This is a genomic window from Streptomyces sp. GbtcB7 (assembly GCF_019091445.1).
In the GTDB taxonomy this organism is placed as follows: Bacteria; Actinomycetota; Actinomycetes; order Streptomycetales; family Streptomycetaceae; genus Streptomyces; species Streptomyces mirabilis.
This window is the reverse complement of the sequence record NZ_JAGXJM010000032.1, coordinates 39,775-63,904: the sequence shown is the minus strand read 5'-3', so window position 1 is coordinate 63,904 and position 24,130 is coordinate 39,775. Positions and strand designations below refer to the sequence as shown.

General features: G+C 72.3%; 22 protein-coding genes. 14 read left to right on the top strand and 8 right to left on the bottom strand.

Annotated features, from left to right (window positions below; genetic code table 11):
* Positions 1-109: 109 nt before the first annotated feature.
* Genes KVT44_RS40120 through KVT44_RS40100 form a run of 5 tightly spaced genes read left to right on the top strand, consistent with a single transcriptional unit; the run spans position 110 to position 3,509 of the window.
* Entirely contained in the window at positions 110-433 is a 324-nt protein-coding gene (locus KVT44_RS40120; protein WP_217572728.1) for a hypothetical protein, read from the top strand.
* Positions 433-1,410 carry an FAD:protein FMN transferase gene (locus tag KVT44_RS40115; protein ID WP_217572725.1) on the top strand — a complete coding sequence of 326 codons (978 nt, stop codon included), beginning with the start codon at positions 433-435 and terminating at the stop codon, positions 1,408-1,410. Before KVT44_RS40120 ends, KVT44_RS40115 begins: the two co-directional genes overlap by 1 nt.
* Entirely contained in the window at positions 1,407-2,006 is a 600-nt protein-coding gene (locus KVT44_RS40110; protein ID WP_217572723.1) for a ferric reductase-like transmembrane domain-containing protein, read from the top strand. The genes KVT44_RS40115 and KVT44_RS40110 overlap by 4 nt, the downstream gene beginning before the upstream one ends.
* Positions 2,003-3,262: an NADH-ubiquinone oxidoreductase-F iron-sulfur binding region domain-containing protein gene (locus tag KVT44_RS40105; protein WP_254650559.1), complete on the top strand. Its 1,260-nt coding sequence runs from the start codon at positions 2,003-2,005 to the stop codon at positions 3,260-3,262. Before KVT44_RS40110 ends, KVT44_RS40105 begins: the two co-directional genes overlap by 4 nt.
* 1 nt (position 3,263) lies before the next feature.
* Positions 3,264-3,509 carry a ferredoxin gene (locus KVT44_RS40100; RefSeq protein WP_054232835.1) on the top strand — a complete coding sequence of 82 codons (246 nt, stop codon included), beginning with the start codon at positions 3,264-3,266 and terminating at the stop codon, positions 3,507-3,509.
* A gap of 12 nt (positions 3,510-3,521) precedes the next feature.
* On the opposite strand, the gene KVT44_RS40095 is transcribed toward KVT44_RS40100, so the two are convergent.
* The 3 genes from KVT44_RS40095 to KVT44_RS40085 form a co-directional block, all read right to left on the bottom strand.
* Positions 3,522-4,451, bottom strand: a complete 930-nt coding sequence (locus KVT44_RS40095) for an aminoglycoside phosphotransferase family protein (protein ID WP_217572799.1) — start codon at positions 4,449-4,451, stop codon at positions 3,522-3,524.
* Positions 4,452-4,541: 90 nt separating this feature from the next.
* Complete coding sequence (locus KVT44_RS40090) at positions 4,542-5,033, bottom strand: ferritin-like domain-containing protein (protein ID WP_099920384.1); 492 nt, start codon at positions 5,031-5,033, stop codon at positions 4,542-4,544.
* Entirely contained in the window at positions 5,030-5,572 is a 543-nt protein-coding gene (locus tag KVT44_RS40085; protein ID WP_217572721.1) for a hypothetical protein, read from the bottom strand. Before KVT44_RS40085 ends, KVT44_RS40090 begins: the two co-directional genes overlap by 4 nt.
* A 255-nt stretch (positions 5,573-5,827) precedes the next feature.
* Here KVT44_RS40085 and rimP point away from each other — a divergent pair, with 255 nt between their 5' ends.
* The 9 genes from rimP to KVT44_RS40040 all read left to right on the top strand — a co-directional run bounded on the left by rimP (position 5,828) and on the right by KVT44_RS40040 (position 17,949).
* Entirely contained in the window at positions 5,828-6,334 is a 507-nt protein-coding gene (gene rimP / locus KVT44_RS40080) for a ribosome maturation factor RimP (protein WP_067371250.1), read from the top strand.
* Between the two features lie 2 nt (positions 6,335-6,336).
* The gene (nusA, locus tag KVT44_RS40075) at positions 6,337-7,359 is read left to right on the top strand and encodes a transcription termination factor NusA (protein ID WP_067371251.1); all 1,023 of its coding nucleotides are present in this window, start codon (positions 6,337-6,339) and stop codon (positions 7,357-7,359) included.
* 90 nt (positions 7,360-7,449) lie between these two features.
* A complete protein-coding gene (locus KVT44_RS40070; protein WP_099920382.1) occupies positions 7,450-7,728 on the top strand; it encodes a YlxR family protein in 279 nt (92 codons plus the stop codon).
* A 147-nt stretch (positions 7,729-7,875) separates the two neighbouring features.
* Positions 7,876-11,031, top strand: coding sequence for a translation initiation factor IF-2 (gene infB, locus KVT44_RS60725; RefSeq protein ID WP_217572719.1), 3,156 nt, complete (start codon positions 7,876-7,878; stop codon positions 11,029-11,031).
* A 235-nt stretch (positions 11,032-11,266) separates the two neighbouring features.
* Entirely contained in the window at positions 11,267-11,560 is a 294-nt protein-coding gene (locus KVT44_RS40060) for a DUF503 domain-containing protein (RefSeq protein WP_099920380.1), read from the top strand.
* A 33-nt stretch (positions 11,561-11,593) separates the two neighbouring features.
* Positions 11,594-12,049 (top strand): 30S ribosome-binding factor RbfA, encoded by a 456-nt coding sequence (gene rbfA / locus KVT44_RS40055; RefSeq protein ID WP_054232827.1) that lies wholly within the window; start codon positions 11,594-11,596, stop codon positions 12,047-12,049.
* Positions 12,046-12,951 carry a tRNA pseudouridine(55) synthase TruB gene (truB, locus tag KVT44_RS40050; RefSeq protein WP_054232826.1) on the top strand — a complete coding sequence of 302 codons (906 nt, stop codon included), beginning with the start codon at positions 12,046-12,048 and terminating at the stop codon, positions 12,949-12,951. The genes rbfA and truB overlap by 4 nt, the downstream gene beginning before the upstream one ends.
* Before the next feature lie 271 nt (positions 12,952-13,222).
* Positions 13,223-16,879 (top strand): serine protease, encoded by a 3,657-nt coding sequence (locus KVT44_RS40045; RefSeq protein WP_217572717.1) that lies wholly within the window; start codon positions 13,223-13,225, stop codon positions 16,877-16,879.
* A gap of 116 nt (positions 16,880-16,995) precedes the next feature.
* The gene (locus KVT44_RS40040) at positions 16,996-17,949 is read left to right on the top strand and encodes a bifunctional riboflavin kinase/FAD synthetase (protein WP_217572714.1); all 954 of its coding nucleotides are present in this window, start codon (positions 16,996-16,998) and stop codon (positions 17,947-17,949) included.
* 89 nt (positions 17,950-18,038) lie between these two features.
* On the opposite strand, the gene KVT44_RS40035 is transcribed toward KVT44_RS40040, so the two are convergent.
* From KVT44_RS40035 to KVT44_RS40015, 5 genes are all read right to left on the bottom strand, one after another.
* Positions 18,039-19,049: an ABC transporter ATP-binding protein gene (locus KVT44_RS40035; protein WP_190172540.1), complete on the bottom strand. Its 1,011-nt coding sequence runs from the start codon at positions 19,047-19,049 to the stop codon at positions 18,039-18,041.
* Positions 19,046-20,065: an ABC transporter ATP-binding protein gene (locus KVT44_RS40030; RefSeq protein WP_217572712.1), complete on the bottom strand. Its 1,020-nt coding sequence runs from the start codon at positions 20,063-20,065 to the stop codon at positions 19,046-19,048. Before KVT44_RS40030 ends, KVT44_RS40035 begins: the two co-directional genes overlap by 4 nt.
* Complete coding sequence (locus KVT44_RS40025; protein ID WP_217572710.1) at positions 20,062-21,000, bottom strand: ABC transporter permease; 939 nt, start codon at positions 20,998-21,000, stop codon at positions 20,062-20,064. The genes KVT44_RS40030 and KVT44_RS40025 overlap by 4 nt, the downstream gene beginning before the upstream one ends.
* Positions 20,997-22,064: an ABC transporter permease gene (locus KVT44_RS40020; RefSeq protein ID WP_217572708.1), complete on the bottom strand. Its 1,068-nt coding sequence runs from the start codon at positions 22,062-22,064 to the stop codon at positions 20,997-20,999. The genes KVT44_RS40025 and KVT44_RS40020 overlap by 4 nt, the downstream gene beginning before the upstream one ends.
* Before the next feature lie 73 nt (positions 22,065-22,137).
* Positions 22,138-24,009 carry an ABC transporter substrate-binding protein gene (locus KVT44_RS40015; RefSeq protein ID WP_217572706.1) on the bottom strand — a complete coding sequence of 624 codons (1,872 nt, stop codon included), beginning with the start codon at positions 24,007-24,009 and terminating at the stop codon, positions 22,138-22,140.
* Positions 24,010-24,130: the final 121 nt, after the last annotated feature.

Genomic DNA, 24,130 nt, shown 5'->3' with positions numbered 1-24,130 from the left:
AGACGTCTCTCAGGGACTTCTTCCGAGGCGTATGGCTGCCTCACAGACTTCTCTCAGGCTGCTCCCCGACCGTAGGACGTGACAGAGCGTCATTCGGAGGGGAGCAGCCATGACAGGCAGCGAGCGGGGGGCCGCCGCGGCGGTCCGCAGAGGAGCACGGCGTACGGCGGCCGCCGCGGCGGCGGTCACGCTGGCGGCGGCGGCCGGGGTCTTCGCCCTGGTCGGCACGATGCAGGCGGACGCGGACACGGACACGGCTGCGAACGGCACGACGAGTACGACGAGTACGGAGTCGTCCGGTTCGGGGTCGTCGACCACGGGCAGCGACAGCGATTCGAGCGGCAGTACGGACTCGACCCTTCAGGCCCCCTCCGACAACCCCACCTCCTCCAGCGGCAGCGGCTCCGCCGACTCCACCTCGGGGGCGTCGTGATGGCCACTTCGACCCGCCGCACCACGGCCGCCGCCGACTGGCGCGCCCTCGGTACCAGCGTCCGCCTGGTCACCACCGACCCGACCCTGCTGGACTCCTGCAACCTGCTGCTCGCCCGGCACCTCGCCGAGGTCGACGCCGCGTGCAGCCGGTTCCGTCAGGACTCGGAGCTGGTGGCCCTCGACCAGGCGCAGGGCCGCCCGGTCCGGGTCAGCCCGCTGCTCGCCGAGGCGCTGGCCGTCGCCCTGCGCGCCGCCGCCGCGACGGACGGGGCCGTCGATCCCACGGTCGGGTCGGCCATCGGCGCCCTCGGCTACGACCGCGACTTCCGGCTGGTCCAGGACGACGGCCGCCCGATCCGGCTCACCGTCCGCCCGGTCCCGGGCTGGCGCGCGGTGACCCTGGACCGCGCGACCGACACGGTCACCGTCCCGGCCGGGGTCCGCCTCGACCTGGGCGCCACGGCCAAGGCCTGGGCCGCCGACAAGGCCGCCGCCCTGCTCGCCGAGGCGGCGGGCTGCGGAGTCCTGGTGAGCCTCGGCGGCGACACGGCCGTGGCCGGCGAACCCCCGGCGGGCGGCTGGCGCATCCGCGTCCAGGACGCCACGGGCCCGGTCGACGAGACACCCGCGCCGGGCACGTACGCCACGGTCTCCATCCGGAGCGGCGGCCTCGCGACCTCCGGCACCACGTCCCGCCGCTGGCGCCGGGGCGCCCACGACCTCCACCACATCGTCGACCCGCACACCGGTCTGCCCGCCGAGACCCCCTGGCGCACGGTCTCCGTGGCCGCCGCGACCTGCGCGGACGCCAACGCGGCCGGCACGGCGGCCCTGGTCAAGGGCGCGGGCGCGCAACGGTGGCTGGCAGGGCTCGGCCTGCCCGCACGTCTGGTGGCGAACGACGGCACCGTGGTGACGACACCGGGCTGGCCGGCTTTCGCCCCGGCCCGGTCCGGACCCGAGGCCGCCGCATGAGCGACTCCTCCCTCCTCTGGTACGCCAACAGAGCGACCGGCGCGGTCAGCCTGGTCCTGTTCACCGTCGTCGTACTCCTGGGCATCGCCGTACGCCTGCGCGGCAGACTCCCCGGCCTCCCGAGGTTCGGGACGGTCCAGCTGCACCGCACCCTCTCCCTCTCCGCCATCGTCTTCCTGGCCCTGCACATCACGGCCGCGGTCGTCGACAGCTATGTGAGCATCAGCCTCCTCGACGTCCTCGTCCCGTTCGCCTCCACCTACCAACCCCTCTGGCTGGGCCTCGGCACGGTGGCCCTCGATCTGATGCTCGCGGTACTGATCACCAGCCTGCTCCGCGCCCGCATCGGGCACCGCGCCTGGCGCGCCGTCCACTGGCTGGCCTGGGCCTCCTGGCCGATCGCGCTCATCCACGGCATCGGCATCGGCACGGACACCGGCGCCGGCTGGATGCTGTGGCTGACGATCTCGTGCGTGGCCGCGGTCCTCACGGCCTTCGGCATCCGCGTCGCCCACGCGGCCCGAGCCTCCGGGCGTACCCCGTCCACCCTGCTCCGTACGGCCGAAGCCCGTACGCCCGAAGGAGCCCGCCGATGACCACGACCACGACCACGACCGCGACGGTGACTGCGACCATGGCCACCACCTTTACGGACATCTACATGCCACCGCGCCTGCTCGCCCCCGGCGGCGCCCCGGCCGGCTTCACCACCCACGAACAGCGCTACGGCCCGGTGGCGCACGGCGCCCCGGCCCAACTGCTGCGCACGCTCGCCGAGTCCGGGCTCACCGGCCGCGGCGGAGCCGCCTTCCCCACGTACCGCAAGCTGGTCTCGGTCGCCGAGGCGGGCCGCCGCACCGGTCGCACCCCGGTCGTCGTCGCCAACGGCGCGGAGGGCGAGCCCGCGAGCGCGAAGGACAAGACCCTGCTGCGACTGTCGCCCCATCTCGTCCTGGACGGGCTGCAGTTGGTGGCCGAGGTCGTCGGCGCGGGGGAGGCGTACCTCGCGGTCGAGGACCACGCCACACCCCTCGAAGCGGCGCTCGCCGAGCGACGTGACCCGCTGCGGGTGCGCACCGTACGCGTCCCGAAGCGCTTCCTGTCCGGCCAGTCCTCGGCCCTCACCCAGTACGTCTCCGGACACGCGGCCCTGCCGCGCCACCAGCGGCCCCCGGTGCGCGAGCAGGGCGCGCACCGCGCGCCGACGCTCGTCCAGAACGTCGAGACGCTCGCCCACCTCGCCCTGATCGCCCGCTACGGCGCCGACTGGTTCCGATCGGTGGGCACCCCGGCCGAACCGGGCAGCGCCCTGTGCACGGTGCATGTGCCCGGCCGCGAGGTACGGGTCGTCGAAGCCCCCTTCGGCATGCCGCTGCACCGTCTCCTTCCGCTCGACGGCATCGGCGCGGTCCTGGTCGGCGGCTACCACGGCACCTGGCTCCCGGCCGCCGAGGCCACGACCCGCACGCTGACCGTCGCCGATCTCGGCGCGGGCGTCCTCGCCGCGCTGCCTCCAAGCCGCTGCGGCCTCGCCGAGACCGCCCGTGTGCTGCGCTATCTGGCCCTCGAATCGGCGGGCCAGTGCGGACCCTGCCTCAACGGTCTGCCCCGTATCGCCGCCGCCTTCCAGACCCTGGCCGCACCGGGTCCGCAGGGCGGCACCCGCGAGGACATCGCCCGTTGGGCCGGACTCGTCGAGGGCCGCGGCGCCTGCCACCACCCCGACGGCACGGTCCGCCTGGTGCGCAGCGCACTCACGACCTTCGCCGCCGAACTCGACGCGCACACCGCGGGCCACTGCACGGCGACCGACCACTCCCCGCTGCTGCCCGTCCCCGCGAACAGGAACTGACATGGCCCGTCACGCCCACCGCACCGACCGTGCGGACCGCACGCACCGCCTGGAGGTCGACTGGACCGCCTGCCAGGGCCACGGCCTGTGCGCGGAACTCCTCCCCGAACACATCACGCTCGACGAGTGGGGCTACCCGCTCCTGGGCGAGGCACCCCTTCCACCCACCACCCTGAAACGCGCCCGCAGAGCCGCCGCCGACTGCCCGGTACTGGCCCTCAAACTCGCCACCGCACAGGGAAGTTAGGGGTCGGGGCGGTCAGAGCCAGCCCGCGAACTCCAGCAGCAGCTCCGCGTCCTGCGGACGCCCGACCCGCCCCGCCCGTACGCCGGACTCGACCGCCCGGAACAACGTCCAGCCCCGCAGCCGCTCCTGGTCCACCTCGAGGGACTCGGCGAGCCGCTTCACCCGTCGCCGTGTGATCGACGACCCCGAAGGGGACGCGATCAGGTCCTCCACCCGGTCCCGGACCAGCCGGGCCAGGTCGAAGGCGCACTCGCCGACCACCGGGTCCGGGCCCACGGCCAGCCAGGGCATGCGCTCACCGGCGAGCACCTTGCTCTGCCGGAAGGTGCCGTGCAGCAGCCGCTCCTCGGGCGGTCCGGCGAGGAGTTCCTCGCGGGCCGCGAGCGCCGCGTCGACCAGTGGCGCGACCTCGGAGTCGGCGCTCGCCGCCGCCCGCATCGCCTCGGCCTGCCGCCCGGTCCGCTCGGCGACGGTCTCGAAGACATGGGTGGCGGGCGGTTCGACCCACAGCCGCCGCAGCGTCCCGGCGGCCTCCAGCAGGGCCTTAGCCTCCGGCAGCGAACGCACGGACAGATCGGGACGCAAGCGCTCCAACAGCAGTACGCCCTGCGCGTCGGCGGGGTTGAGGAGCTGTACGGCGCCCCGTCCGTCCCAGTGGGCGAGCGCGGCCCGCTCGCTCTCCGGACGGGCCCGCGGCGGCGCCAGCTTCAGCACGGCGGGCGTCCCGTCGGCCTGCCGGACGAGCAGGACGAGGCTGCTGCGACCGCCGGGTGCCTGCACCCGCTCCACGGTCAACTCGCGTAGATCGACCGCCTGTTGCGCCAGCACGGGCAGCTTGTCCAGCCACTCGCCCGTCCCGTTGGACCCGCCGGAGCCGTTGGACCCGCTCCGCTGCGTCTCGCCGAGTGCCCGTACCAGGCGCCGCGGCGGTTCGAAGGCCATGCGCGAGTCCATTGCGCGAGGTGTTCCTTTCCAGCTGGTCCAGGTCGTCCAAGTCGTCCGGGTCGTCTCGTCCAGGTCGTCAGGGGCGCGTCACGAGGGCGACGGCGTCGCCGCGGCAGGGGTGGCCGAGGGGGCCGCCCGCTCGGCGAGACCAGGGAAGGCTACGCTCTCGCCGCGCCAGCGCACCGCCCGCACCGCCGCCTCCCGCAGCGCCTCGGCGGCCGAGCGCCGCCGATCGCCCGAGGAGGCGCGTACGAGGTCGGAGTACACCCCGGCCACGCGTTCCTCCAGGTCGGCCGCGAGCTGTACGGCCGCGGCGGAGTCCTTCACGGCGAACGGCAGCGCGTACGCCGCCGCCGAGACCGTCGGCCTGCCGCCCAGGTCCCGTACGGCGCGCGCGAGTTCGTCGCGCCGCGCCCGATGGGCGTCGTACGCCGACCGGGCCTCGCCCCGGCGTGCCTCGTCGATCCTGCCGCCGACGACTCCGTACCCGTAGACGGCGGCGTGCTCGGCGGCGAGCGCGGCCTGCAACGCGCCGAGCTCGGCGGCCTTGGTGCTTTTTGTGTCCTCGGTTGTGCTCACTTGGCACCCTCCGTCAGCAGGAACGCGTGTGCGGCTCCGGCCGCGGCCACCGAGGCGAGCAGCCTGGCCAGCTCGCCCGGGACCGTCAGCAGGGCCTTGGTCCGCTGGTCGGCCAAGGTGCGCTCGGCGATCGCGAGGTCGGCGAGGGCGTCCTTCTCCTGGACGGGCACGGTGGGGGAGGGGCTGGGGTGCGCCGAGGCGGAAGCCGAGGGCGAGCCGGAGGCGGAGGGCCGGCTGCCGGCGGTTCCGCTGCCCCCGAACGCCTGCGCGTGCCGTACGACCTCCGCCCGCAGTGGTTTCAGCCGGGCCGCCAGTGGGGGATGGGCGGTGATCACGGCGGCGTAGCGTGCCGCGAGCGACTCGCTGTCGCGGGCCGCACGCGCGCGTGCGCGGTCCGCGGCCGAGGGGCTCCGGACCGTGGTGTCGGTGGACGGCTCGGGGGCGGAACAGCCCACGAGCACGAAGGCGCCCGCGGCGGAGGCGAGCAGGCTCCTTCGGCGCGGCCCCGAGGGGGTGCGCGGCGGCAGGGTGAACGGCACGGCAGACGTCCTCGGAAGGCTCGTACGAAAGGGAGGGCGGCACGCCCGTGATCACGGTACCCGTGCCCCACGCGATCGACCCCCATGGGCTCGCCACCGCCGCTCGGCCCCGGACTCGTCGGGTGCGCGGTTCCCCGCGCCCCTTGGGAGAGCCCCGTCGGGGGCGGGGGACGGCAACACCCTCCGCGACCGGATACCCTTTGACCAGACACACGACCAACCCACAACAGCACACGCGGCCGAGGAGTCACCCGGATGAGCACCACCCAGAGCGAGAGGCTGCGAGTACTGCTGGAACCGCTCGTCAGCTCTCAGGGACTCGACCTCGAAGAGGTCGAAGTGGACTCGGTCGGACGCAAGCGTGTGCTGCGTGTAGTCGTCGATTCGGACGAAGGTGCCGACCTGGACGCGATCGCCGATGTGAGCCGCGCGCTCTCGGCGAAGCTCGACGAGACGGACGCGATGGGCGAGGGCGAGTACACCCTCGAGGTCGGAACCCCCGGTGCCGAGCGTGAGCTCAAGGAGCACCGTCACTACGTACGCGCCACGGACCGCCTGGTGAAGTTCCAGCTGGGAGACGGCGGCGAGTTGGTCGCGAGAATCCTCGACGTGGACGAAGAGGGAGTCGATGTCGAGGTGCCGGGCGTGAAGGGGCGCAAGCCCACCGCCAAGCGGCTCGTCTTCCAGGACATCGCCAAGGCCCGCGTCCAGGTCGAGTTCAACCGTAAGAACAAGAACGAAGAGAACGCAGAGGAGGCGTAGCCGTGGACATCGACATGAGTGCCCTGCGGGGCTTGGTACGGGAGAAGGAGATCTCCTTCGACCTGCTGGTCGAGGCGATCGAGTCGGCCCTCCTCATCGCCTACCACCGCACCGAGGGAAGCCGCCGCCACGCGCGCGTCAAGCTCGACCGGGAGACCGGCCATGTGACCGTGTGGGCGAAGGAGGACCCCGAGGACCTGGAGGAGGGGCAGGAGGCCCGCGAGTTCGACGACACCCCGTCGGGGTTCGGCCGGATCGCCGCGACCACCGCCAAGCAGGTCATCCTGCAGCGCCTGCGGGACGCCGAGGACGACGCGACGCTCGGTGAGTACGCCGGGCGTGAGGGCGACATCGTCACGGGTGTCGTGCAGCAGGGGCGCGACCCCAAGAACGTGCTCGTCGACATCGGCAAGCTGGAGGCCATCCTGCCGGTGCAGGAGCAGGTCCCAGGAGAGACGTATCAGCACGGGCTGCGGCTGCGCTCGTACGTCGTTCGGGTGGCGAAGGGCGTACGCGGTCCGTCCGTCACCCTGTCGCGCACGCACCCCAATCTGGTGAAGAAGCTCTTCGCGCTGGAGGTTCCGGAGATCGCCGACGGGTCCGTCGAGATCTCCGCGATCGCACGCGAGGCCGGTCACCGTACGAAGATCGCCGTCCGGTCCACCCGTTCGGGTCTGAACGCCAAGGGCGCCTGCATCGGCCCCATGGGCGGCCGGGTGCGCAACGTGATGGCCGAGCTGAACGGCGAGAAGATCGACATCGTCGACTGGTCGGACGACCCGGCCGAGATGGTGGCGAACGCGCTCTCCCCGGCCCGTGTCTCCAAGGTCGAGGTCGTGGACCTCGCGGCCCGCTCCGCGCGCGTGACCGTCCCGGACTACCAGCTGTCGCTGGCGATCGGCAAGGAGGGCCAGAACGCCCGCCTCGCGGCCCGCCTCACCGGCTGGCGCATCGACATCCGTCCGGACACCGAGCAGCCGTCCGACGAGACCGCCCGGCGCGGCGCGGACCAGCACCGGGAATAGTTCTGAGCCGTAGGTGGCTTAGATCACGACAACAACCGTTCGATTCTTGCCCCAAAGGGGTGAGGTCGGTGCGGGGAGGTAGACTAAAGAGTGTCTGGCCGGACGCGAGCCCGCGCATGCCCTGAACGCACCTGTGTGGGGTGCCGGGAGCGAGCGGCCAAGACTGATCTGCTGCGGACCGTGGCGGTCGAGGGTGAATGCGTCCCCGATCATCGCGGTACGCTGCCCGGCCGGGGCGCTTATGTGCACCCCGCCCTGGTCTGTTTCGACCTGGCGGTACGCCGCCGGGCGTTCCCAAGGGCGCTGCGTGCCCCGGGATCGCTCGACACAGCGGCGTTGCGCCTCTACGTCGAGCAGGCAACACCGTAAGGAGCGTCGTACGGAACCCCCGTGCGGCCCTGGTACCCCGCGAGTTGGAAGTAGGTCGAGATTGCGATGAGCACTCGATGAGCACGCGATGAGTACGCCCATGAAGTAGCGACGGTCCGGACGCAACCCGGACCTAAAAGGAGCGAAGTGGCTAAGGTCCGGGTATACGAACTCGCCAAGGAGTTCGGGGTTGAGAGCAAGGTCGTCATGGCCAAGCTCCAAGAGCTCGGTGAATTCGTCCGTTCGGCGTCCTCGACGATCGAGGCGCCCGTTGTACGCAAACTGACTGACGCCCTGCAGCAGGGCAGCGGTGGCGGCAAGCCCGCCCCCGCACGTAAGGCTGCCCCGGCGAAGCCGGGTGCCCCCTCTCCGGCGCAGGCTGCCCGTCCGGCCGCCCCGCGCCCGCCGGCCCCGAAGCCGGCGGTGGCCGAGCGCCCCGCCGCCGCTCCGGTCACTCCGGCAGCACCTGCGGCTCCGGTCACCCCGGCTGCTGCGGGCCCGCGCCCGACCCCGGGTCCCAAGCCCGCCCCGAAGCCCGCTCCGGCGGCTCCGGCTCCGGTCGCGGCCGAGTTCACCGCGCCCCCGTCGGCTCCCGCGGCTCCCGTCGCAGGTCCCCGTCCGGGCGCCCCGCGTCCCAGTGGCCAGGCTCCGCGTCCCGGCGGTGCCCGTCCGGCCGGTGGTCCCGGCCAGGGTGGTCAGGGTCGCGGCGACCGTCCCGAGCGCGGCGACCGTCAGGGCGCCCCGCGTCTCGGCGGCCAGGCCCCGCGTCCCGGCGCTCGTCCGGCCGGCCCGCGTCCGGGCAACAACCCGTTCACCTCTGGTGGCTCCACCGGCATGGCGCGCCCGCAGGCGCCCCGTCCGGGCGGTGCCCCGCGTCCCGGTGGCGACCGTCCCGGCGGCGCTCCGCGTCCGCAGGGCGCGGGTCAGGACCGTGGTCCCCGTCCCCAGGGCGGTCCCGGCGGCGCTCCGCGCCCGCAGGGCGGTCCGGGCGGTGCCCGTCCGACTCCGGGCGGCATGCCTCGTCCGCAGGGCGGCGCTCCGCGTCCCGGCGGTGGCCCCGCCGGTAACCGTCCCAACCCCGGCATGATGCCGCAGCGTCCCGCTGCGGGCAGTCCGCGTCCCGGCGGTGGCCCCGGTGGTCGCGGTCCGGGTGGCGGCGGCGGTCGTCCCGGTGGTCCCGGTGGCGGCGGCGGTCGTCCGGGCGGCGGCGGCTTCGCCGGTCGTCCCGGTGGCGGCGGTGGCGGTTTCGCCGGTCGTCCGGCCGGTCCCGGCGGTGGCGGCGGCGGTTTCGCCGGTCGTCCCGGTGGTCCCGGCGGTGGCGGCGGTGGCCGTCCCGGCTTCGGCGGTCGTCCGGGTGGTCCCGGTGGCCGTGGTGGCACGCAGGGTGCGTTCGGCCGTCCCGGCGGTCCGGCGCGTCGTGGTCGCAAGTCGAAGCGGCAGAGGCGCCAGGAGTACGAGGCCATGCAGGCCCCGTCGGTCGGCGGCGTGATGCTGCCTCGCGGCAACGGACAGTCCGTCCGCCTGTCGCGCGGTGCGTCCCTCACCGACTTCGCGGAGAAGATCGGCGCCAACCCGGCGTCGCTCGTCGGCGTGATGATGAACCTCGGCGAGATGGTCACTGCCACGCAGTCCGTCTCCGACGAGACGCTGAAGCTCCTCGCGGACGAGATGAACTTCGTCCTCGAGATCGTCAGCCCCGAGGAGGAGGACCGCGAGCTGCTCGAGTCCTTCGACATCGAGTTCGGCGAGGACGAGGGTGGCGAGGAGTTCCTCGTCGCGCGTCCGCCGGTCGTGACCGTCATGGGTCACGTCGACCACGGTAAGACCCGACTGCTCGACACCATCCGCAAGACGAACGTCGTCGCGGGCGAGGCCGGCGGTATCACGCAGCACATCGGTGCGTACCAGGTCACGACCGAGGTCAACGAAGAAGAGCGTCGCATCACCTTCATCGACACCCCGGGTCACGAGGCGTTCACCGCCATGCGTGCCCGTGGTGCCAAGTCGACCGACATCGCGATCCTCGTGGTGGCGGCCAACGACGGTGTGATGCCCCAGACGATCGAGGCGCTGAACCACGCCAAGGCGGCCGACGTGCCGATCGTGGTCGCGGTCAACAAGATCGACGTCGAGGGCGCGGACCCGGTCAAGGTGCGCGGTCAGCTCACCGAGTTCGGTCTGGTGGCCGAGGAGTACGGCGGCGACACGATGTTCGTCGACATCTCCGCCAAGCAGGGTCTGAACATCGACCAGCTGCTGGAGGCCGTGGTCCTGACCGCGGACGCCTCGCTCGACCTGCGGGCCAACCCGGAGCAGGACGCGCAGGGCATCGCGATCGAGTCCCACCTCGACCGTGGCCGTGGTGCCGTCTCGACGGTCCTGGTCCAGCGCGGCACGCTGCGCATCGGCGACACGATGGTGGTCGGCGACGCGTACGGCCGTGTCCGGGCGATGCTCGACGACAACGGCAACAACGTCGAGGAAGCGGGTCCGTCGACCCCCGTCCTGGTCCTGGGTCTCACCAACGTCCCAGGCGCCGGCGACAACTTCCTGGTTGTCGACGAGGACCGCACGGCGCGTCAGATCGCCGAGAAGCGCGCGGCGCGTGAGCGCAACGCCAACTTCGCCCGCCGGGGTGTCCGGTTCTCCCTGGAGAACCTGGACGAGGCCCTCAAGGCCGGTCTGGTGCAGGAACTCAACCTCATCATCAAGGGCGACGCGTCCGGTTCGGTGGAGGCTCTCGAGTCCTCGCTGCTCCAGCTCGACGTCGGCGACGAGGTCGACATCCGTGTCCTGCACCGCGGTGTGGGTGCGGTCACCGAGTCCGACATCAACCTGGCGACCGGCTCCGACGCCATCGTCATCGGCTTCAACGTCCGCGCTGCGGGCCGCGCGGCGCAGATGGCGGAGCGCGAGGGCGTCGACGTCCGGTACTACTCGGTGATCTACCAGGCCATCGAGGAGATCGAGGCGGCCCTCAAGGGCATGCTCAAGCCGGAGTACGAGGAGGTCGAGCTCGGCACGGCGGAGATCCGCGAGGTCTTCAAGTCGTCCAAGCTGGGCAACATCGCCGGTGTCCTGGTCCGCTCGGGCGAGGTCAAGCGCAACACCAAGGCGCGACTCGTCCGCGACGGCAAGGTCATCGCGGAGAACCTCAACATCTCCGGGCTGCGTCGCTTCAAGGACGACGTCACCGAGATCCGCGAAGGCTTCGAGGGTGGTATCAACCTCGGAAACTTCAACGACATCAAGGTCGACGACGTCATCGCGACGTACGAGATGCGCGAGAAGCCGCGGGCGTAAGCAGTGGCTCGAGCTGGCCGACGGTGAGAAGTCACCGTCGGCCAGCTTGCCGTTTGGAAGATCGCGCAGTTCCCCGCGCCCCTCTCAGGGACGCGGGGAACTGTGTGAACGGCCCTCGCTGGTGCGGGGGCGAAACTCCGTCGAGCGAGCCAGGGGTTCGTTGTACGGTTCTGATGTCCCTGCCAAGCGCATTGGCAGGCCATCTATCCCGTACCGGCGGGACATCCGGTTACACATGTATGTGGGGACGCTGTCCTTCGATCTGCTCCTCGGCGATGTGCACTCGCTCAAGGAGAAACGCTCTCTCGTCCGGCCGATCGTCGCTGAACTCCAGCGGAAGTACGCGGTGAGCGTGGCGGAGACGGACAACCAGGACCTTCATCGCAGGGCCGAGATCGGCCTGGCGGTGGTCTCCGGAGACACCGAGCACCTCACCGACGTACTGGACCGGTGCGAGCGGTTCGTCGCGGCGCGACCGGAGGTGGAGCTGCTGTCGGTACGGCGCAGACTTCATACAGACGAAGACTGACGGAACAAGCAAGGCGAAGAAGGAGACGGACCAGTGGCCGACAACGCGCGTGCCAAGAGGCTGGCGGACCTCATCCGAGAGGTGGTGGCCCAGAAGCTGCAGCGTGGGATCAAGGACCCGCGCCTCGGCACCCATGTCACCATCACGGACACCCGGGTCACCGGGGACCTCCGGGAGGCGACCGTCTTCTACACGGTCTACGGGGACGACGAGGAGCGCGCGGCCGCGGCCGCGGGCCTGGAGAGCGCCAAGGGAGTGCTCCGCTCGGCGGTCGGCGCGGCGGCGGGCGTGAAGTTCACACCGACGCTGACCTTCGTCGCGGACGCCCTGCCGGACACCGCCAAGACGATCGAGGACCTGCTCGACAAGGCGCGGGCCTCGGACGCGAAGGTGCGCGAGGTCTCGGCCGGTGCCACCTTCGCCGGTGACGCGGACCCGTACAAGAAGCCGGGCGAGGACGACGAGACGGACGGCGACGCCGCGGAATGACGCAGAAGACCAAGACGCCCGACGGGCTTGTCATCGTCGACAAGCCGTCGGGCTTCACTTCGCACGACGTGGTCGCCAAGATGCGCGGGATCGCCAGGACCCGCCGCGTCGGACACGCCGGCACCCTCGACCCCATGGCGACGGGCGTGCTCGTCCTCGGCGTCGAGAAGGCGACCAAGCTCCTCGGGCACCTCGCGCTCACCGAGAAGGAGTACCTGGGGACCATCCGGCTCGGCCAGGACACGCTGACGGACGACGCCGAGGGCGACATCACCTCGTCCACCGACGCCTCTCGGGTGACCCGGGAGGCCATCGACGCCGGGGTCGCCAAGCTCACCGGCCGGATCATGCAGGTGCCGTCCAAGGTCAGCGCCATCAAGATCGACGGCGTGCGCTCGTACAAGCGGGCACGCGAGGGCGAGGACTTCGAGATCCCGGCCCGCCCGGTGACGGTCTCCTCGTTCGCGGTGTACGACATCCGGGACGCCGTGGCCGAGGACGGCACGCCGGTGCTCGACCTGGTCGTCTCCGTGGTCTGCTCGTCCGGGACGTACATCCGGGCGCTCGCCCGGGACCTGGGCGCGGACCTGGGCGTCGGCGGTCACCTCACCGCCCTGCGCCGCACCCGCGTCGGCCCGTACAAGCTCGACTCCGCGCGCACCCTCGACCAGCTCCAGGAGGAGCTGACCGTGATGCCGATCGCCGAGGCCGCCGCGGCCGCCTTCCCGCGCTGGGACGTGGACGCCAAGCGGGCCCGGCTGCTGCTCAACGGCGTACGCCTGGAGATCCCCGAGGAGTACGCGGGGGTCGGCGCGGTGGCCGTCTTCGACGCCGAGGGCCGGTTCCTCGCGCTGGTGGAGGAAGAGAAGGGCAAGGCGAAGAGCCTCGCCGTGTTCGGCTGAGGCGGAGGCTAAGGCTGCGGTTGAGGCCCGTTCATGCTCGGGCGCCTGCCCGTGGAGCGGCGGTCACGGGGTTTCGTGCCCGCCGCTCCACGGTCCCCCCTCGGTTCCCCCACCCAAGGGTGTATCCATCCGCCCTGCCCTATTCACCCCTTCGGGCAGGCGCTCGGAGTGAATCGAGGGAGCGGAAGGGGGCGCGTTTCTCGCGTGATCTGTCCCGCTGATCATTTGGCGCCTACCGTCGGAGGAAAGAGCACGGCGGGGAGGTGCGAGCATGCCGGGACGGGGCCCGCGGACCGGGAACGAGCAGACACCGGACGACGTCCGCCGCGCGCGGGACGAGACTCTGGTGCGCGTCTGCGACCTGGCCGGACGTCCGCGCGGCGTGGGTTTCGTCGCCGACCACCACGGCACGGTGATCACCAGCCACGAGGCCGTCGACGGTCTGGCCCGCCTCGTGCTGCACGCGCCCGGCGACCGCAGCTGTGTGGTGACCGCCGACGCCGTGACCCCGCTCCCCGAAACCGATCTGGCGCTCGTACGCACCGAGGGCCTCGGCCTCGACCCGCTCCCCGTCACCGTGCGCGAGCGGGTCGAGACCGGCACGTATGTCCGGATCCCCGCGGGCGGCTGGCGCGAGGCCCGGGTGCTGGGCAGCACCACCGTGACGTACACGGCGACCGATCGCCTCCATCTCCTCGACGAGGCACTGGAGTTGGCGATCGGCACGGCCGGCGCGGACGCGCTCCGGCTGGGCGGCGGGGCGGCCGGGGGACCGGTCCTCGACGCCGCGACCGGAGCGGTGATCGGGGTGCTCGGCACCGCGCTGCACACCGAGCACCGGGCCGCGGGTTTCGCGGTCCTCCTGCGCACTCCCGGCGTCACGGGTCCGCTCGCCGAACTCCTCGACCGCAACGCCACCACCGTCCCCGCGTACGGGGCCGATCTCAATCCGGCAGGCGTACTCGAACTCACGGCGACCTCGGTGGGTTCGGACGGCCCCGGAGTCGCGACCTCCCCGGGCACCGACGGAGCGGCGCCAGCCACCGTCGAACGGGCCGCCGTCGTACGGGAGTTCGCGGCCTTCGAGAGCGGCCCGGCCGCCGTCCTCGGACTTGTCGGCCCACCCGGCAGCGGCCGTACGACGGAGCTCGCGGCGCTCGCCGCCCGCCGCACCTGGGGCACCGAACCGGCACCCACACTCTGGCTGCGCGGCGCCGACCTCCTCGCCACGGACACCTCCGTCGCCGACGCGGCCACCCGGGCGCTGGAGCGGGCGGGGCGGATCGTGGCGGCCCCGGAGGAGGGGGCGTACCGGGAGCCGGGGGTGCTGCCGCCCGGCGGGTACGACGGAGAGCTCGGCGACATCGGTCCCGACCGGCTGGCCCGGCTGGCACGGGCCGGCGGACGGCCACTGCTGCTCCTGCTCGACGGACCGGAGGAGATGCCGCCCGACCTCGCCCACCGGCTGCCCGAGTGGACCGCGGGCACGGCCGAGTGGCTGCGGGCGAGCGGGGCGCGGCTCGTCGTCGCCTGCCGCGCCGAGTACTGGGAGCAGGCGGGGACCCGGTTCCCGGCGGAGTCGCTGCACCGGGCCGGCGTCGACCCGGAGCCGGCGCTTCCGCCCTGCGTCCGGCTGGGCGAGCTGACCGAGGAGGAGGCGCGGCGGCTGCGGTCGCGGGCCGGGATCCCCGAGGACGCGCTGGTGGCCGCCGACGCGGGGCATCCGCTGACGCTGCGGCTGCTGGCGGAGCTGCGCGCCGCGCTGCCGGACCCGCCGACCCGGCCACTCGACCGGGAAGAGGTCTTCGCCGCCCATCTGGACCTGATGTGCCTGCGCGTCGCGGTCCGGCTCGCGGCGGCGAACGGGCTGCGCGGCACGGCCGTACGAAGGCTCGCCGCCCAGGTCTCCGGCCAGGTGCACGAGGCCGCGCGGCGCTGTCTGGGGCCCGGCCAGGGCCGGCTGGACCGCGTGTCCTTCGAGGCCGTCTTCCCCTGGGGCCCCGCCCCGGGAGGCCGCCCGGGGCGTATCTCCGGCTGGGCCTCCGCCGTCCTCACCGAGGGCCTCCTGGTCCCCGCCGGGAGCGGCTACCGATTCGCCCACGAGGAGCTCGCCGACTGGATCCAGGGCACCCACCTGGACCTGGACCCGGCCCTGCAGGCCCTGGTCCACCGGCGCGGCGAAGCCTGGCGTACCGAGCGGGTACCGGCCCAGCGGACGCCCGTACCCCCATCCGCCCAGAGCCGTTCCGTGCCCGTTCCGCGCCACCGCATCGGCCCCGTCGTGCAGGCCCTCCTCCTGCTGGCCCGGCACCAGGGCGCCGGTGCGCTGGCCCGCCGCCTCGAAGACCTCGTCGAGGCCGTCGACGAGCGGCTGGCGGAGGAGTCCGCCCCGACCGGGGACGATGCCCCGGCCGGGGACAGCATCTGGTGGGCCGCTCACCTCCTCGCCGACGTGCTGGTGCGCGTGCCCGACGCGACCCCGTACACCCGGGTGCTGAGGCTGCTCGCCGAGCGGATCGTGGCGTGGCGGACCGAAGGCCGGAGTGTGCCGGCGGAGTTCGGGCCCTCCTTCTGGGAGGCACTGCCGTTGCCGGAGGCGGAGCGGTTCGATCTGCTCAGGCGCCTGGTCGTGGTGGACGGGGCGCCGCGACAGGCGAGCCCGGACGAGGGGTCCCGCACCGCCTCCGGCGCCCACCGCCGCCGTCCCCCGGAGGCCCCGCGCTACCTGGACGCCGTCGCCCGACTCCTCGCCGCCGACCCCACGGCCGTACAGCCCCACCTCATCCCCTGGTTCGACGACGACCGGCCATTGCCCGCGACGCCCCACGCGACCGTGGCGACCGCCGCGCAGGCCCTGTTGTACGCGCACCGGCGGCGCGCCCTGGACGACCTCACGGAGGCCCTGGTCGACCGCGCGCACCGGCGCGGGGACGAGCTGTTGGCCGCGCTCGCCGAGGAGGAACCCTCGGCCGTGTGCCGGGCGGTGGACCGGTGGGCGCATGACGAGCGTCCGGCCCGGCGGGTGGCGGCGATGGCCTACGGGCTGCGCGCCGCGCCGCATGTGCGCACCGAGGCCGACCGCGAGCTGCTGCGCTACGCGGCGCTGACCCTGCTGGCCCGCCCCGCCGACCGCACGCTGCACGGCGCCGCGCTCGGCCTGCTCGTACGGGACCCGTGGACGCGGGCCCGGTACCTGCCGCAGGCGCTGGAGCGCTTCGCCGCGGGCGATCCGCAGCTGGCCGCCAGTGCGCTGGTCGCGGCCCTGAACACGCATCCCGACCCGGTGCTCGAAGCCTTCCGGGTCCGGCTGCGACGGCCGGGCGCGGACACCTCGGAGGCGCTGCGCACGCTCGCCGACGTCACCACGCCAGCGCTCGCCCGCCGCGTCGGCGTGCTGGTCAGGGAAGTGGTGGAACTGTGCCCCGAGGCCGCCGCGCACGTGGCCGCGTATGTCGACCGGCGCCTCGAACACGGTTCCGCGGCGCGATCCGTCCTCTTCCCGCTGGTCACCGGTCTGCTGGTCGGCTGCCCGGCTCCGGTGCGGGCGGCCCTCGCGGCCGTCCTGGCGGCGCCGGGCAGCCGGGACTGCGGCCCGTTGCGGCGCGAGCTGCTGGACCTGCTGCTCGCGCACGAGCAGGACCCGGCCGTTCTCGACACCCTGCTGCGGGCCGCCGCGGACGGCGCGGCCCGCAGGGGCGAGGAACCCACCCGGGAGCTGGTGCACCGCACGGGCCTGCTCCTCGTCCGCACCCCGGCCGGAGCCACCGGATTCGACCGCGGTCTGGTCGAGCTGGCCCGTCGGGTTCCCGGCTTCGCGACCCTGGTGGCGCGCTGGCTGACCAGCTCCCCCGACGAGTGGGCCGGGGTGGTCGGCCCGAGCACCCGCCGCGTGATCGAGAACCTCGCCGGGCCACGGGTTCCGGCCTGAACCGTGCGCGATGCGTCACACCCCGATGCCGATGCGAACCGAGCGCACTCGGCATGGCACCCTTAGAGCTGCGAATGAGGCAATGACGGACACGGGTTCGACAAGGAGCGGTCACAGTGCAGCGCTGGCGTGGCTTGGAGGACATCCCCGAGGACTGGGGGCGCAGCGTCGTCACCATCGGTTCCTACGACGGGGTGCACCGCGGACACCAGCTGATCATCAAGCATGCCGTGGAACGCGCCCGTGAGCTGGGCGTTCCCTCCGTCGTGGTGACCTTCGACCCGCACCCGAGCGAGGTCGTGCGCCCCGGCAGCCACCCCCCGCTGCTCGCCCCGCACCACCGCCGCGCGGAGCTGTGCGCCGATCTGGGTGTGGACGCGCTGCTCATCCTCCCCTTCACCACCGAGTTCTCGAAGCTGTCGCCCGCCGACTTCGTGGCCAAGGTCCTCGTCGACAAGCTGCACGCCAAGGCCGTCGTCGAGGGCCCGAACTTCCGTTTCGGCCACAAGGCGGCCGGCAATGTCGACTTCCTGCGCGAGCAGGGCGAGACGTACGACTTCGACGTCGAGGTGGTGGAGCTGTACGTGAGCGGTTCCGCCGGGGGCGGCCAGCCGTTCTCCTCGACCCTGACCCGGCGGCTGGTCGCCGAGGGCGATGTGGAGGGCGCGCGCGAGATCCTGGGCCGCCCGCACCGCGTCGAGGGGATCGTCGTCCGCGGCGCCCAGCGCGGCCGCGAGCTCGGCTTCCCCACCGCCAACGTCGAGACCCTCCCGCACACCGCGATCCCCGCCGACGGCGTCTACGCCGGCTGGCTGCACGTCGAGGGTGAGGCGATGCCCGCCGCGATCTCCGTCGGCACCAACCCGCAGTTCGACGGCACCGAGCGCACGGTGGAGGCGTACGCCATCGACCGCGTCGGCCTCGACCTGTACGGCCTGCACGTCGCCGTCGACTTCCTCGCCTACGTCCGCGGCATGGCCAAGTTCGACTCCATCGAGGCGCTGCTGGAAGCCATCGCCGACGATGTGAAGCGCTCGCGCGAGCTGATCGAGGCCTACGACGGGGAGTGACTCGTCGTACGGCACAGGGGCGCCGGTGCTCTCAAAGGCACCGGGCGCCCCTTTTCACGTACTGAGCGTCCGTCCCCACGCCGCCCGCTTCACGTACCGAGCCGTGCCCAGTGGCACGCCACCTGTGCCTCGCCGCCGCCGTTCAGTACCTCCAGGTCCTCGCCCCGGCACGCGTCCGCGACGCCCGCCCGTTCGGCCTCTCCGCTCGCCAGGATCTGGCAGCGCGCGTGGAAGCGGCAGCCGGCGGGGATGCGGGAGGGGTCCGGGGGTTCGCCGGTGAGGACCACGGGGTCGCCCGGGGCCTCCGGGAGGACGGACAACAGGGCCTGGGTGTACGGATGCCGGGGTGCGGTCAGGACCTGCTCCACCTCGCCGGTCTCCACGATCCGGCCCAGGTACATCACCGCGACCCGGTCGGCGATGTTCCACGCCAGCCCAAGATCGTGGGTCACCACCAGGGCGGACAGGCCGAGTTCGGTGCGCAGCCGCAGGAGCAGGGCGAGGATCTCGCCGCGTACCGACGCGTCGAGGGAGGCCACCGGCTCGTCGGCGACGATGAGTTCGGGCTCCAGGACCAGCGCGCCCGCGATGACGACGCGCTGGCGCTGGCCGCCGGACAGCTCGTGCGGGTAGCGCAGGAAGAAGCGCTCCGGCGGGCGCAGACCGGCCCGGGAGAGGGCTTCGGCGACCGCCGCCCGCTCGTCGCCGCCGTACCTGTGGATGCGTAGCCCCTCGGCCACCGCGTCGTACACCGTGTGCCGGGGGTTGAGCGAGCCGCTGGGATCCTGCAGGACCAGCTGGACGCGCTTGCGGTAGGCCTTGAGGGCGCGTGCGGAGTAGTCGAGCGGCGCCCCGTCGAAGGTGACGCGGCCGTCGGTCGGCGGGACCAGACCGAGCAGGGAGCGGGCCAGTGTCGTCTTGCCGCAGCCGGACTCGCCGACCAGGGCGACGATCTCGCCGGGGCGGATGTCGAGGTCGACCCCGTCGACGGCACGTGCGCGGGCGGCGCCGTGACGTCCGGGGAAGGCGATGTGCAGGCCCTCGGCCCGGAGCAGGGGAGCCGCGGTCACGGGGGGCGAGGTCACAGGGGTGGTGGTCATGGGGCGCTGCTCCTGGCTTCTTCCGCCGGGGTGCCCGGCTCGTGGACGGTCGCGCCGGCGTGCACACAGGCGGCCCACCGCCCCGCACCCGCCTCCCGCAGTGCCTGGTCCTCGGTGGCGCAGCTGTCCAGTGCCACCGCACAGCGGGGGTGGAACGTACAGCCGGACGGCAGCGCCGACGGGTCCGGTGGATCGCCCGGCAGTCCGCGCGGCGCGAACCGCGAGGCGGCGTCGCCGATGCGCGGGAACGCCGCCGACAGCGCCTTGCCGTACGGGTGCCGGGCCGCCTCGTACACCTGCCGGGCCGGGCCCTCCTCGACGACACGGCCCGCGTACATCACCGCGAGCCGGTCGCAGGTGTCGGCGAGCACGGCGAGGTCGTGGCTGATCATGATCAGGCCCAACTCCTGCTCGGCGACGAGCTGTTCGATCAGGCGCAGGATCTGGGCCTGGATCATCACGTCGAGGGCCGTGGTCGGTTCGTCGGCGATGACGAGCCGGGGGTCGCAGGCCAGGGCCATGGCGATCATGACGCGTTGGCGCTGCCCGCCGGACAGCTCGTGCGGGTAGGCGTTCGCGCGGGCGGCGGGCAGACCCACGTGCTCCAGCAGCTCGCCGGTCTTCTTCTTCGCGCCCGCGGGGGTCGCCTTCTTGTGGAGCAGGATCGGCTCGGCGATCTGGTCGCCGATGCGGTGCACGGCGTTGAGGGAGTGCATCGCGCCCTGGAAGACGATCGAGGCGCCCGCCCAGCGGACCGCCCGCACCCGCCCCCACTTCATCGTCAGCACGTCCTCGCCGTCGAGCAGGATCTCCCCGCTCGTACGGGTGCCCGTGGGCAGCAGCCGCAGCAGCGCGAGCGCCAGCGTGGACTTGCCGCAGCCGGACTCGCCCGCGATACCGAGCTTCTGGCCCGCGTCGAGGGAGAGGTCCACGCCGCGCACGGCGGCCGCCCCGCCCGCGTACGTCACCTCGAGGTTCCTGACCTCCAGCAGACGCCGCTTCGCCGGAGTGCTCATCGGGTCACCCCCAGCTTGGGGTTGAGGACCGACTCGACCGCGCGTCCGCACAGCGTGAACGCCAGCGCCACCACCGCGATCGCGACGCCCGGCGGCACCAGGTACCACCACTTGCCGGCGCTGACCGCGCCCGCCTCCCGCGCGTCCTGGAGCAGCCCGCCCCAGGACACGACCGTCGGATCGCCGAGGCCGAGGAAGGCGAGGGTCGCCTCGGCGAGGATCGCGGAGGAGATGATCAGGGTGGTCTGTGCCAGCACCAGCGGCATCACATTGGGCAGCACGTGCCGGGACATGATGTGCCAGTGCCCGCCCCCGAGCGCCTTCGCCCGCTCGATGTAGGGCCGCGACTCCACGGCGAGGGTCTGCGCCCGCACCAGACGGGCCGTCGTCGGCCAGGTGGTGACGCCGATCGCCAGGATGATCGTGCCGATCGAACGCGACATCACGGTCATCAGCGCGATCGCGAGCACCAGCGTCGGCATCACCAGGAACCAGTCCGTGATCCGCATGATCACGGTCGCGTACCAGCCGCGGAAGTGGCCCGCGGTGATCCCGATGAGCGCGCCGATCGCGACGGAGAGCACGGCCGCGAGCAGCCCGACGAGCAGCGAGACCCGGGCACCCCACACCACGAGCCCGAGCAGATTGCGCCCGAACTGGTCGGTGCCGAGCGGGAATCGGGCGCTGGGGCTCTCCATCGGGCCGCCCGGCGCGTCGGTCACGCTCTGCACGTCGGAGCCGACGGTCAGCGGGGCGGTCAGGGCGATCAGCGCGAAGAGGGAGAGGGCGGCCAGTCCGAAGACACCCGCCCGGTGGGTGCGGTACTGCCGCCAGAAGCGGACGGCGGAGTGGCGGCGGCGCTGCCGGGCGAGGGTGCGCGGGCCCGTCGGCGTGCTCGCGGCGGCGTTCTCGGCCGCCGTGGATTCGGTTGTCATCGGCCCACCCGTGGGTCCAGCAGCGGATAGATCAGATCGGCCAGGGTGTTCATCACGATCACCGCCGAGGCGAAGACGAAGAACAGCCCCTGGACCAGTGGCAGATCGGGCACGCTCAGCGCCTGGTAGAAGAGCCCGCCCAGGCCCGGCCAGGAGAAGACGGTCTCGACGAGGATCACTCCCGCGACCGTCCGGCCGAGGTTGATGAAGATGAGGGTGACGGTCGGCAGCAGCGCGTTCGGCACGGCATGCCGACGGCGGACGAGATCGTCCCGAAGGCCCTTCGCGCGCGCCGTCGTCAGATAGTCGCTGCCCATCTCGTCGAGCAGCGCCGAGCGCGTGACCAGCAGGGTCTGCCCGTACTCGACGGCGACCAGTGTCACCACCGGCAGGATCAGATGGTGGGCGACATCGAGGACGTACGCGAAGCCCTCCTTGCCCCCCGACTCCATGCCGCCGGTCGGGAACAGGCCCGGGATCGGCCCCATGCCCACCGAGAAGACGATGATGAGCAGCAGACCGAGCCAGAAGGACGGGATGGAGTACAGCGTCAGGGCCAGACCGGTGTTGAGGCGGTCACTCGTGCCGCCGCTGCGCCAGGCGGAGCGGGTGCCGAGGAAGATGCCGAGCGCGGTGTACAGGACGAACGCCGTGCCGGTGAGCAGGAGGGTGTTCGGCAGCGCTTCGGAGATCTTGTCGATGACGGGGGCCCGGAACTGGTACGAGGTGCCCAGGTCGCCGGTGAGGGCCTTGCCGCAGTAGTCGGTGAACTGCTGCCACAGCGGCAGGTCGAGCCCGAACTCCTCGCGGTAGTGCGTGAGTTGCCCGGCGGAGACCTGACGGCCGCCCGTCATGTACTTCACCGGATCGCCGGGGATGAGCCGGAAGAGGAAGAAGCTGGTGACGAGGACGGCCAGCAGCGAGACGGCCGCGCCGCCCAACTTGCCCGCCACATACCTCAGATACGCGGTGGTGGTGTGCGCCCGTGGCCCGCGGACCGACGGCCCGGCCTGGGCCGGACCGTCGGTCGCCTCGACCAGCGAGGGTGTTGCCTCAGCGGTCATGAACTACTCATTCGCTCGTACGTTCATGGGGTCCCCGTGGGGGTCGGGCGACGGGGACGGCGGACGGGGAGGTCTACTCGCGGTCCTCGGCCGTGGCGCGGCGTCGCATCGTGAAGAACGCCCCGACGCCCACGAGAACGACGACGCCCGCGACGATGCCGATGATGACGCCCGTCGAGCTCGATCCGTCGGAGGACGCACCGGAGGCGTCGGCCGGAACCGCCGACCACCAGCTCCAGTAACCGTCCTGGCCGTAGATGTTGCCCGCGGCCTTGGGCATCGTCTCGATCGACTTGATCTGGTCGGTGCGGTAGGCCTCGACCGCGTTCGGGTACGCCATGACGTTCATGTACCCGGTGTCGTAGAGCCGTGACTCCATCTGTTTGACGATGTCCGCCCGCTTGGCGGTGTCGTACTCGGCGAGCTGCTGGTCGTACAGCTCGTCGTACTTCTTGTCGCAGATGAAGTTGTCCGTCGCGCCCGTGTCCTTGGCAGTGGCGGGCAGTGCCCCGCAGGTGTGGATGGACAGCACGAAGTCCGGGTCCGGGTTGACGGACCAGCCGTCGAAGGCCAGGTCGTACTTGCCGGCCAGCCAGGGGTCGGTCACGTTGTCGAGGCAGTTGAGAGTGACGCCGATGCCGAGCTTGCCGAACCACTCCTTCACGTACTGCCCGACCGCCTTGTCGTTCGGGTCGGTGGCGTGACAGAGGATCCGGTAGTCGATCGGCTTGCCGTTCTTCTCGACACGCTTGCCGTCGGCGTTCTTCTTGTAGCCCGCCGCGTCGAGGAGCTGGGCCGCCTTCGCCGGGTCGTACGCGAGCTCCTGGCTCGCCGACGGCTTCCAGTGGTACGTGGAGAAGCGCGGCGGGATGTATCCCTCGCCCTCGACGGCGTGGCCCTGGAAGACCTTGTCGATGAGGGTCTTGCGGTCGATCGCCATGAAGAGCGCCTGGCGCACCTTCTGGTTCAGCAGCGACTCGGCGCCGTCACCGAAGTGCTTGCCGTCCTTGGCCTGGGCGCCGGGGTTGGTGGCGAGGGCGTAGAAGCGACGGCCCGGAGCGTCGTTGACCTTGATGTTCGGGTCGCCCTTGAGGGACGCCGCCTGGGCGGGGGTCAGCGCGGGGGAGCCCGCGACGAAGGAGACCTCGCCCTTGCGCAGGGCGGCCACCGCGGCGTCCTGGTCCTTGAAGTACTTGAAGACCAGCTCGTCGAACTTGGGGGCGCCGCGCCAGAAGGTCTTGTTCGGCTTCAGCCGCACATAGCTGTCGGCCTTGTAGTCGGTCAGGACGAACGGCCCGTTGCCGACGATCGGGAAGCTCTGGTCGTTGTTGAACTTCGAGAAGTCCTTGACCTTCTCCCAGATGTGCTGGGGGACGATCGGCACATCGAGCGCGCCCATCGTGGCCTGCGGCTTCTTCAGCTCGATGACGAGCTGGGTGGGGCTCGGGGCGGTGACCTTCTTGAAGTTGGTGACGAAACTGCCGTTGGCGGTGGCCGCGCCCTGGTCCGTCATCATCTTGTTGAACGTCCACGCCGCGTCCGCGGCGGTGGCCTGCCGGCCGTCCGACCACTTGGAGTTCGAGCGGATCGTGTAGGTCCAGGTGAGCTTGTCGGCGGACGGCTCCCACTTGGTGGCAAGGCCCGGGACGGTGTGGTTGTCCGCGGGGTCGTAGTTGGTCAGGTACTCGTACATGAGCCGGTGGATGCTCGTACTGAGCAGGCGCGAGGCCAGGAACGGGCTCAGTGAGTCGACGCTCTGCGCGACCGCGACGGTGAGGACCTTCTTGCTCTCCTTGGCCTGCTTGCTCCCCTTGGCCTGGGCCTGTTGCGGGGCCGGGTTGAGCGGGGTCGCGAGACCGGCGGTGAGGGTGAGCGCGGCGGCGGCTGCGGCGGCGAGGAGCCGGGGGCGCAGACGTCCTCTGTTGGGCTGATCGTGTCTGTTCATGGGTCGGTGACCTCGCGTCATCGCTCGCACAGGGATGGCTGGTTGACCTACTGGATCAGGGTGATCGGGGGACGCCGGCGGGATTGATGTGTGTGTCTATCAGCGGCGGTCTCGGCGCGTC

Coding starts and splice junctions, on each gene's coding strand:
- KVT44_RS40120 (WP_217572728.1), top strand. CDS start 110: ATGACAGGCAGCGAGCGGGGGGCCGCCGCGGCGGTCCGCAGAGGAGCA.
- KVT44_RS40115 (WP_217572725.1), top strand. CDS start 433: ATGGCCACTTCGACCCGCCGCACCACGGCCGCCGCCGACTGGCGCGCC.
- KVT44_RS40110 (WP_217572723.1), top strand. CDS start 1,407: ATGAGCGACTCCTCCCTCCTCTGGTACGCCAACAGAGCGACCGGCGCG.
- KVT44_RS40105 (WP_254650559.1), top strand. CDS start 2,003: ATGACCACGACCACGACCACGACCGCGACGGTGACTGCGACCATGGCC.
- KVT44_RS40100 (WP_054232835.1), top strand. CDS start 3,264: ATGGCCCGTCACGCCCACCGCACCGACCGTGCGGACCGCACGCACCGC.
- KVT44_RS40095 (WP_217572799.1), bottom strand. CDS start 4,451: ATGGCCTTCGAACCGCCGCGGCGCCTGGTACGGGCACTCGGCGAGACG.
- rimP (WP_067371250.1), top strand. CDS start 5,828: ATGAGCACCACCCAGAGCGAGAGGCTGCGAGTACTGCTGGAACCGCTC.
- KVT44_RS40060 (WP_099920380.1), top strand. CDS start 11,267: ATGTATGTGGGGACGCTGTCCTTCGATCTGCTCCTCGGCGATGTGCAC.
- truB (WP_054232826.1), top strand. CDS start 12,046: ATGACGCAGAAGACCAAGACGCCCGACGGGCTTGTCATCGTCGACAAG.
- KVT44_RS40045 (WP_217572717.1), top strand. CDS start 13,223: ATGCCGGGACGGGGCCCGCGGACCGGGAACGAGCAGACACCGGACGAC.
- KVT44_RS40035 (WP_190172540.1), bottom strand. CDS start 19,049: ATGACCACCACCCCTGTGACCTCGCCCCCCGTGACCGCGGCTCCCCTG.
- KVT44_RS40030 (WP_217572712.1), bottom strand. CDS start 20,065: ATGAGCACTCCGGCGAAGCGGCGTCTGCTGGAGGTCAGGAACCTCGAG.
- KVT44_RS40025 (WP_217572710.1), bottom strand. CDS start 21,000: ATGACAACCGAATCCACGGCGGCCGAGAACGCCGCCGCGAGCACGCCG.
- KVT44_RS40020 (WP_217572708.1), bottom strand. CDS start 22,064: ATGACCGCTGAGGCAACACCCTCGCTGGTCGAGGCGACCGACGGTCCG.
- KVT44_RS40015 (WP_217572706.1), bottom strand. CDS start 24,009: ATGAACAGACACGATCAGCCCAACAGAGGACGTCTGCGCCCCCGGCTC.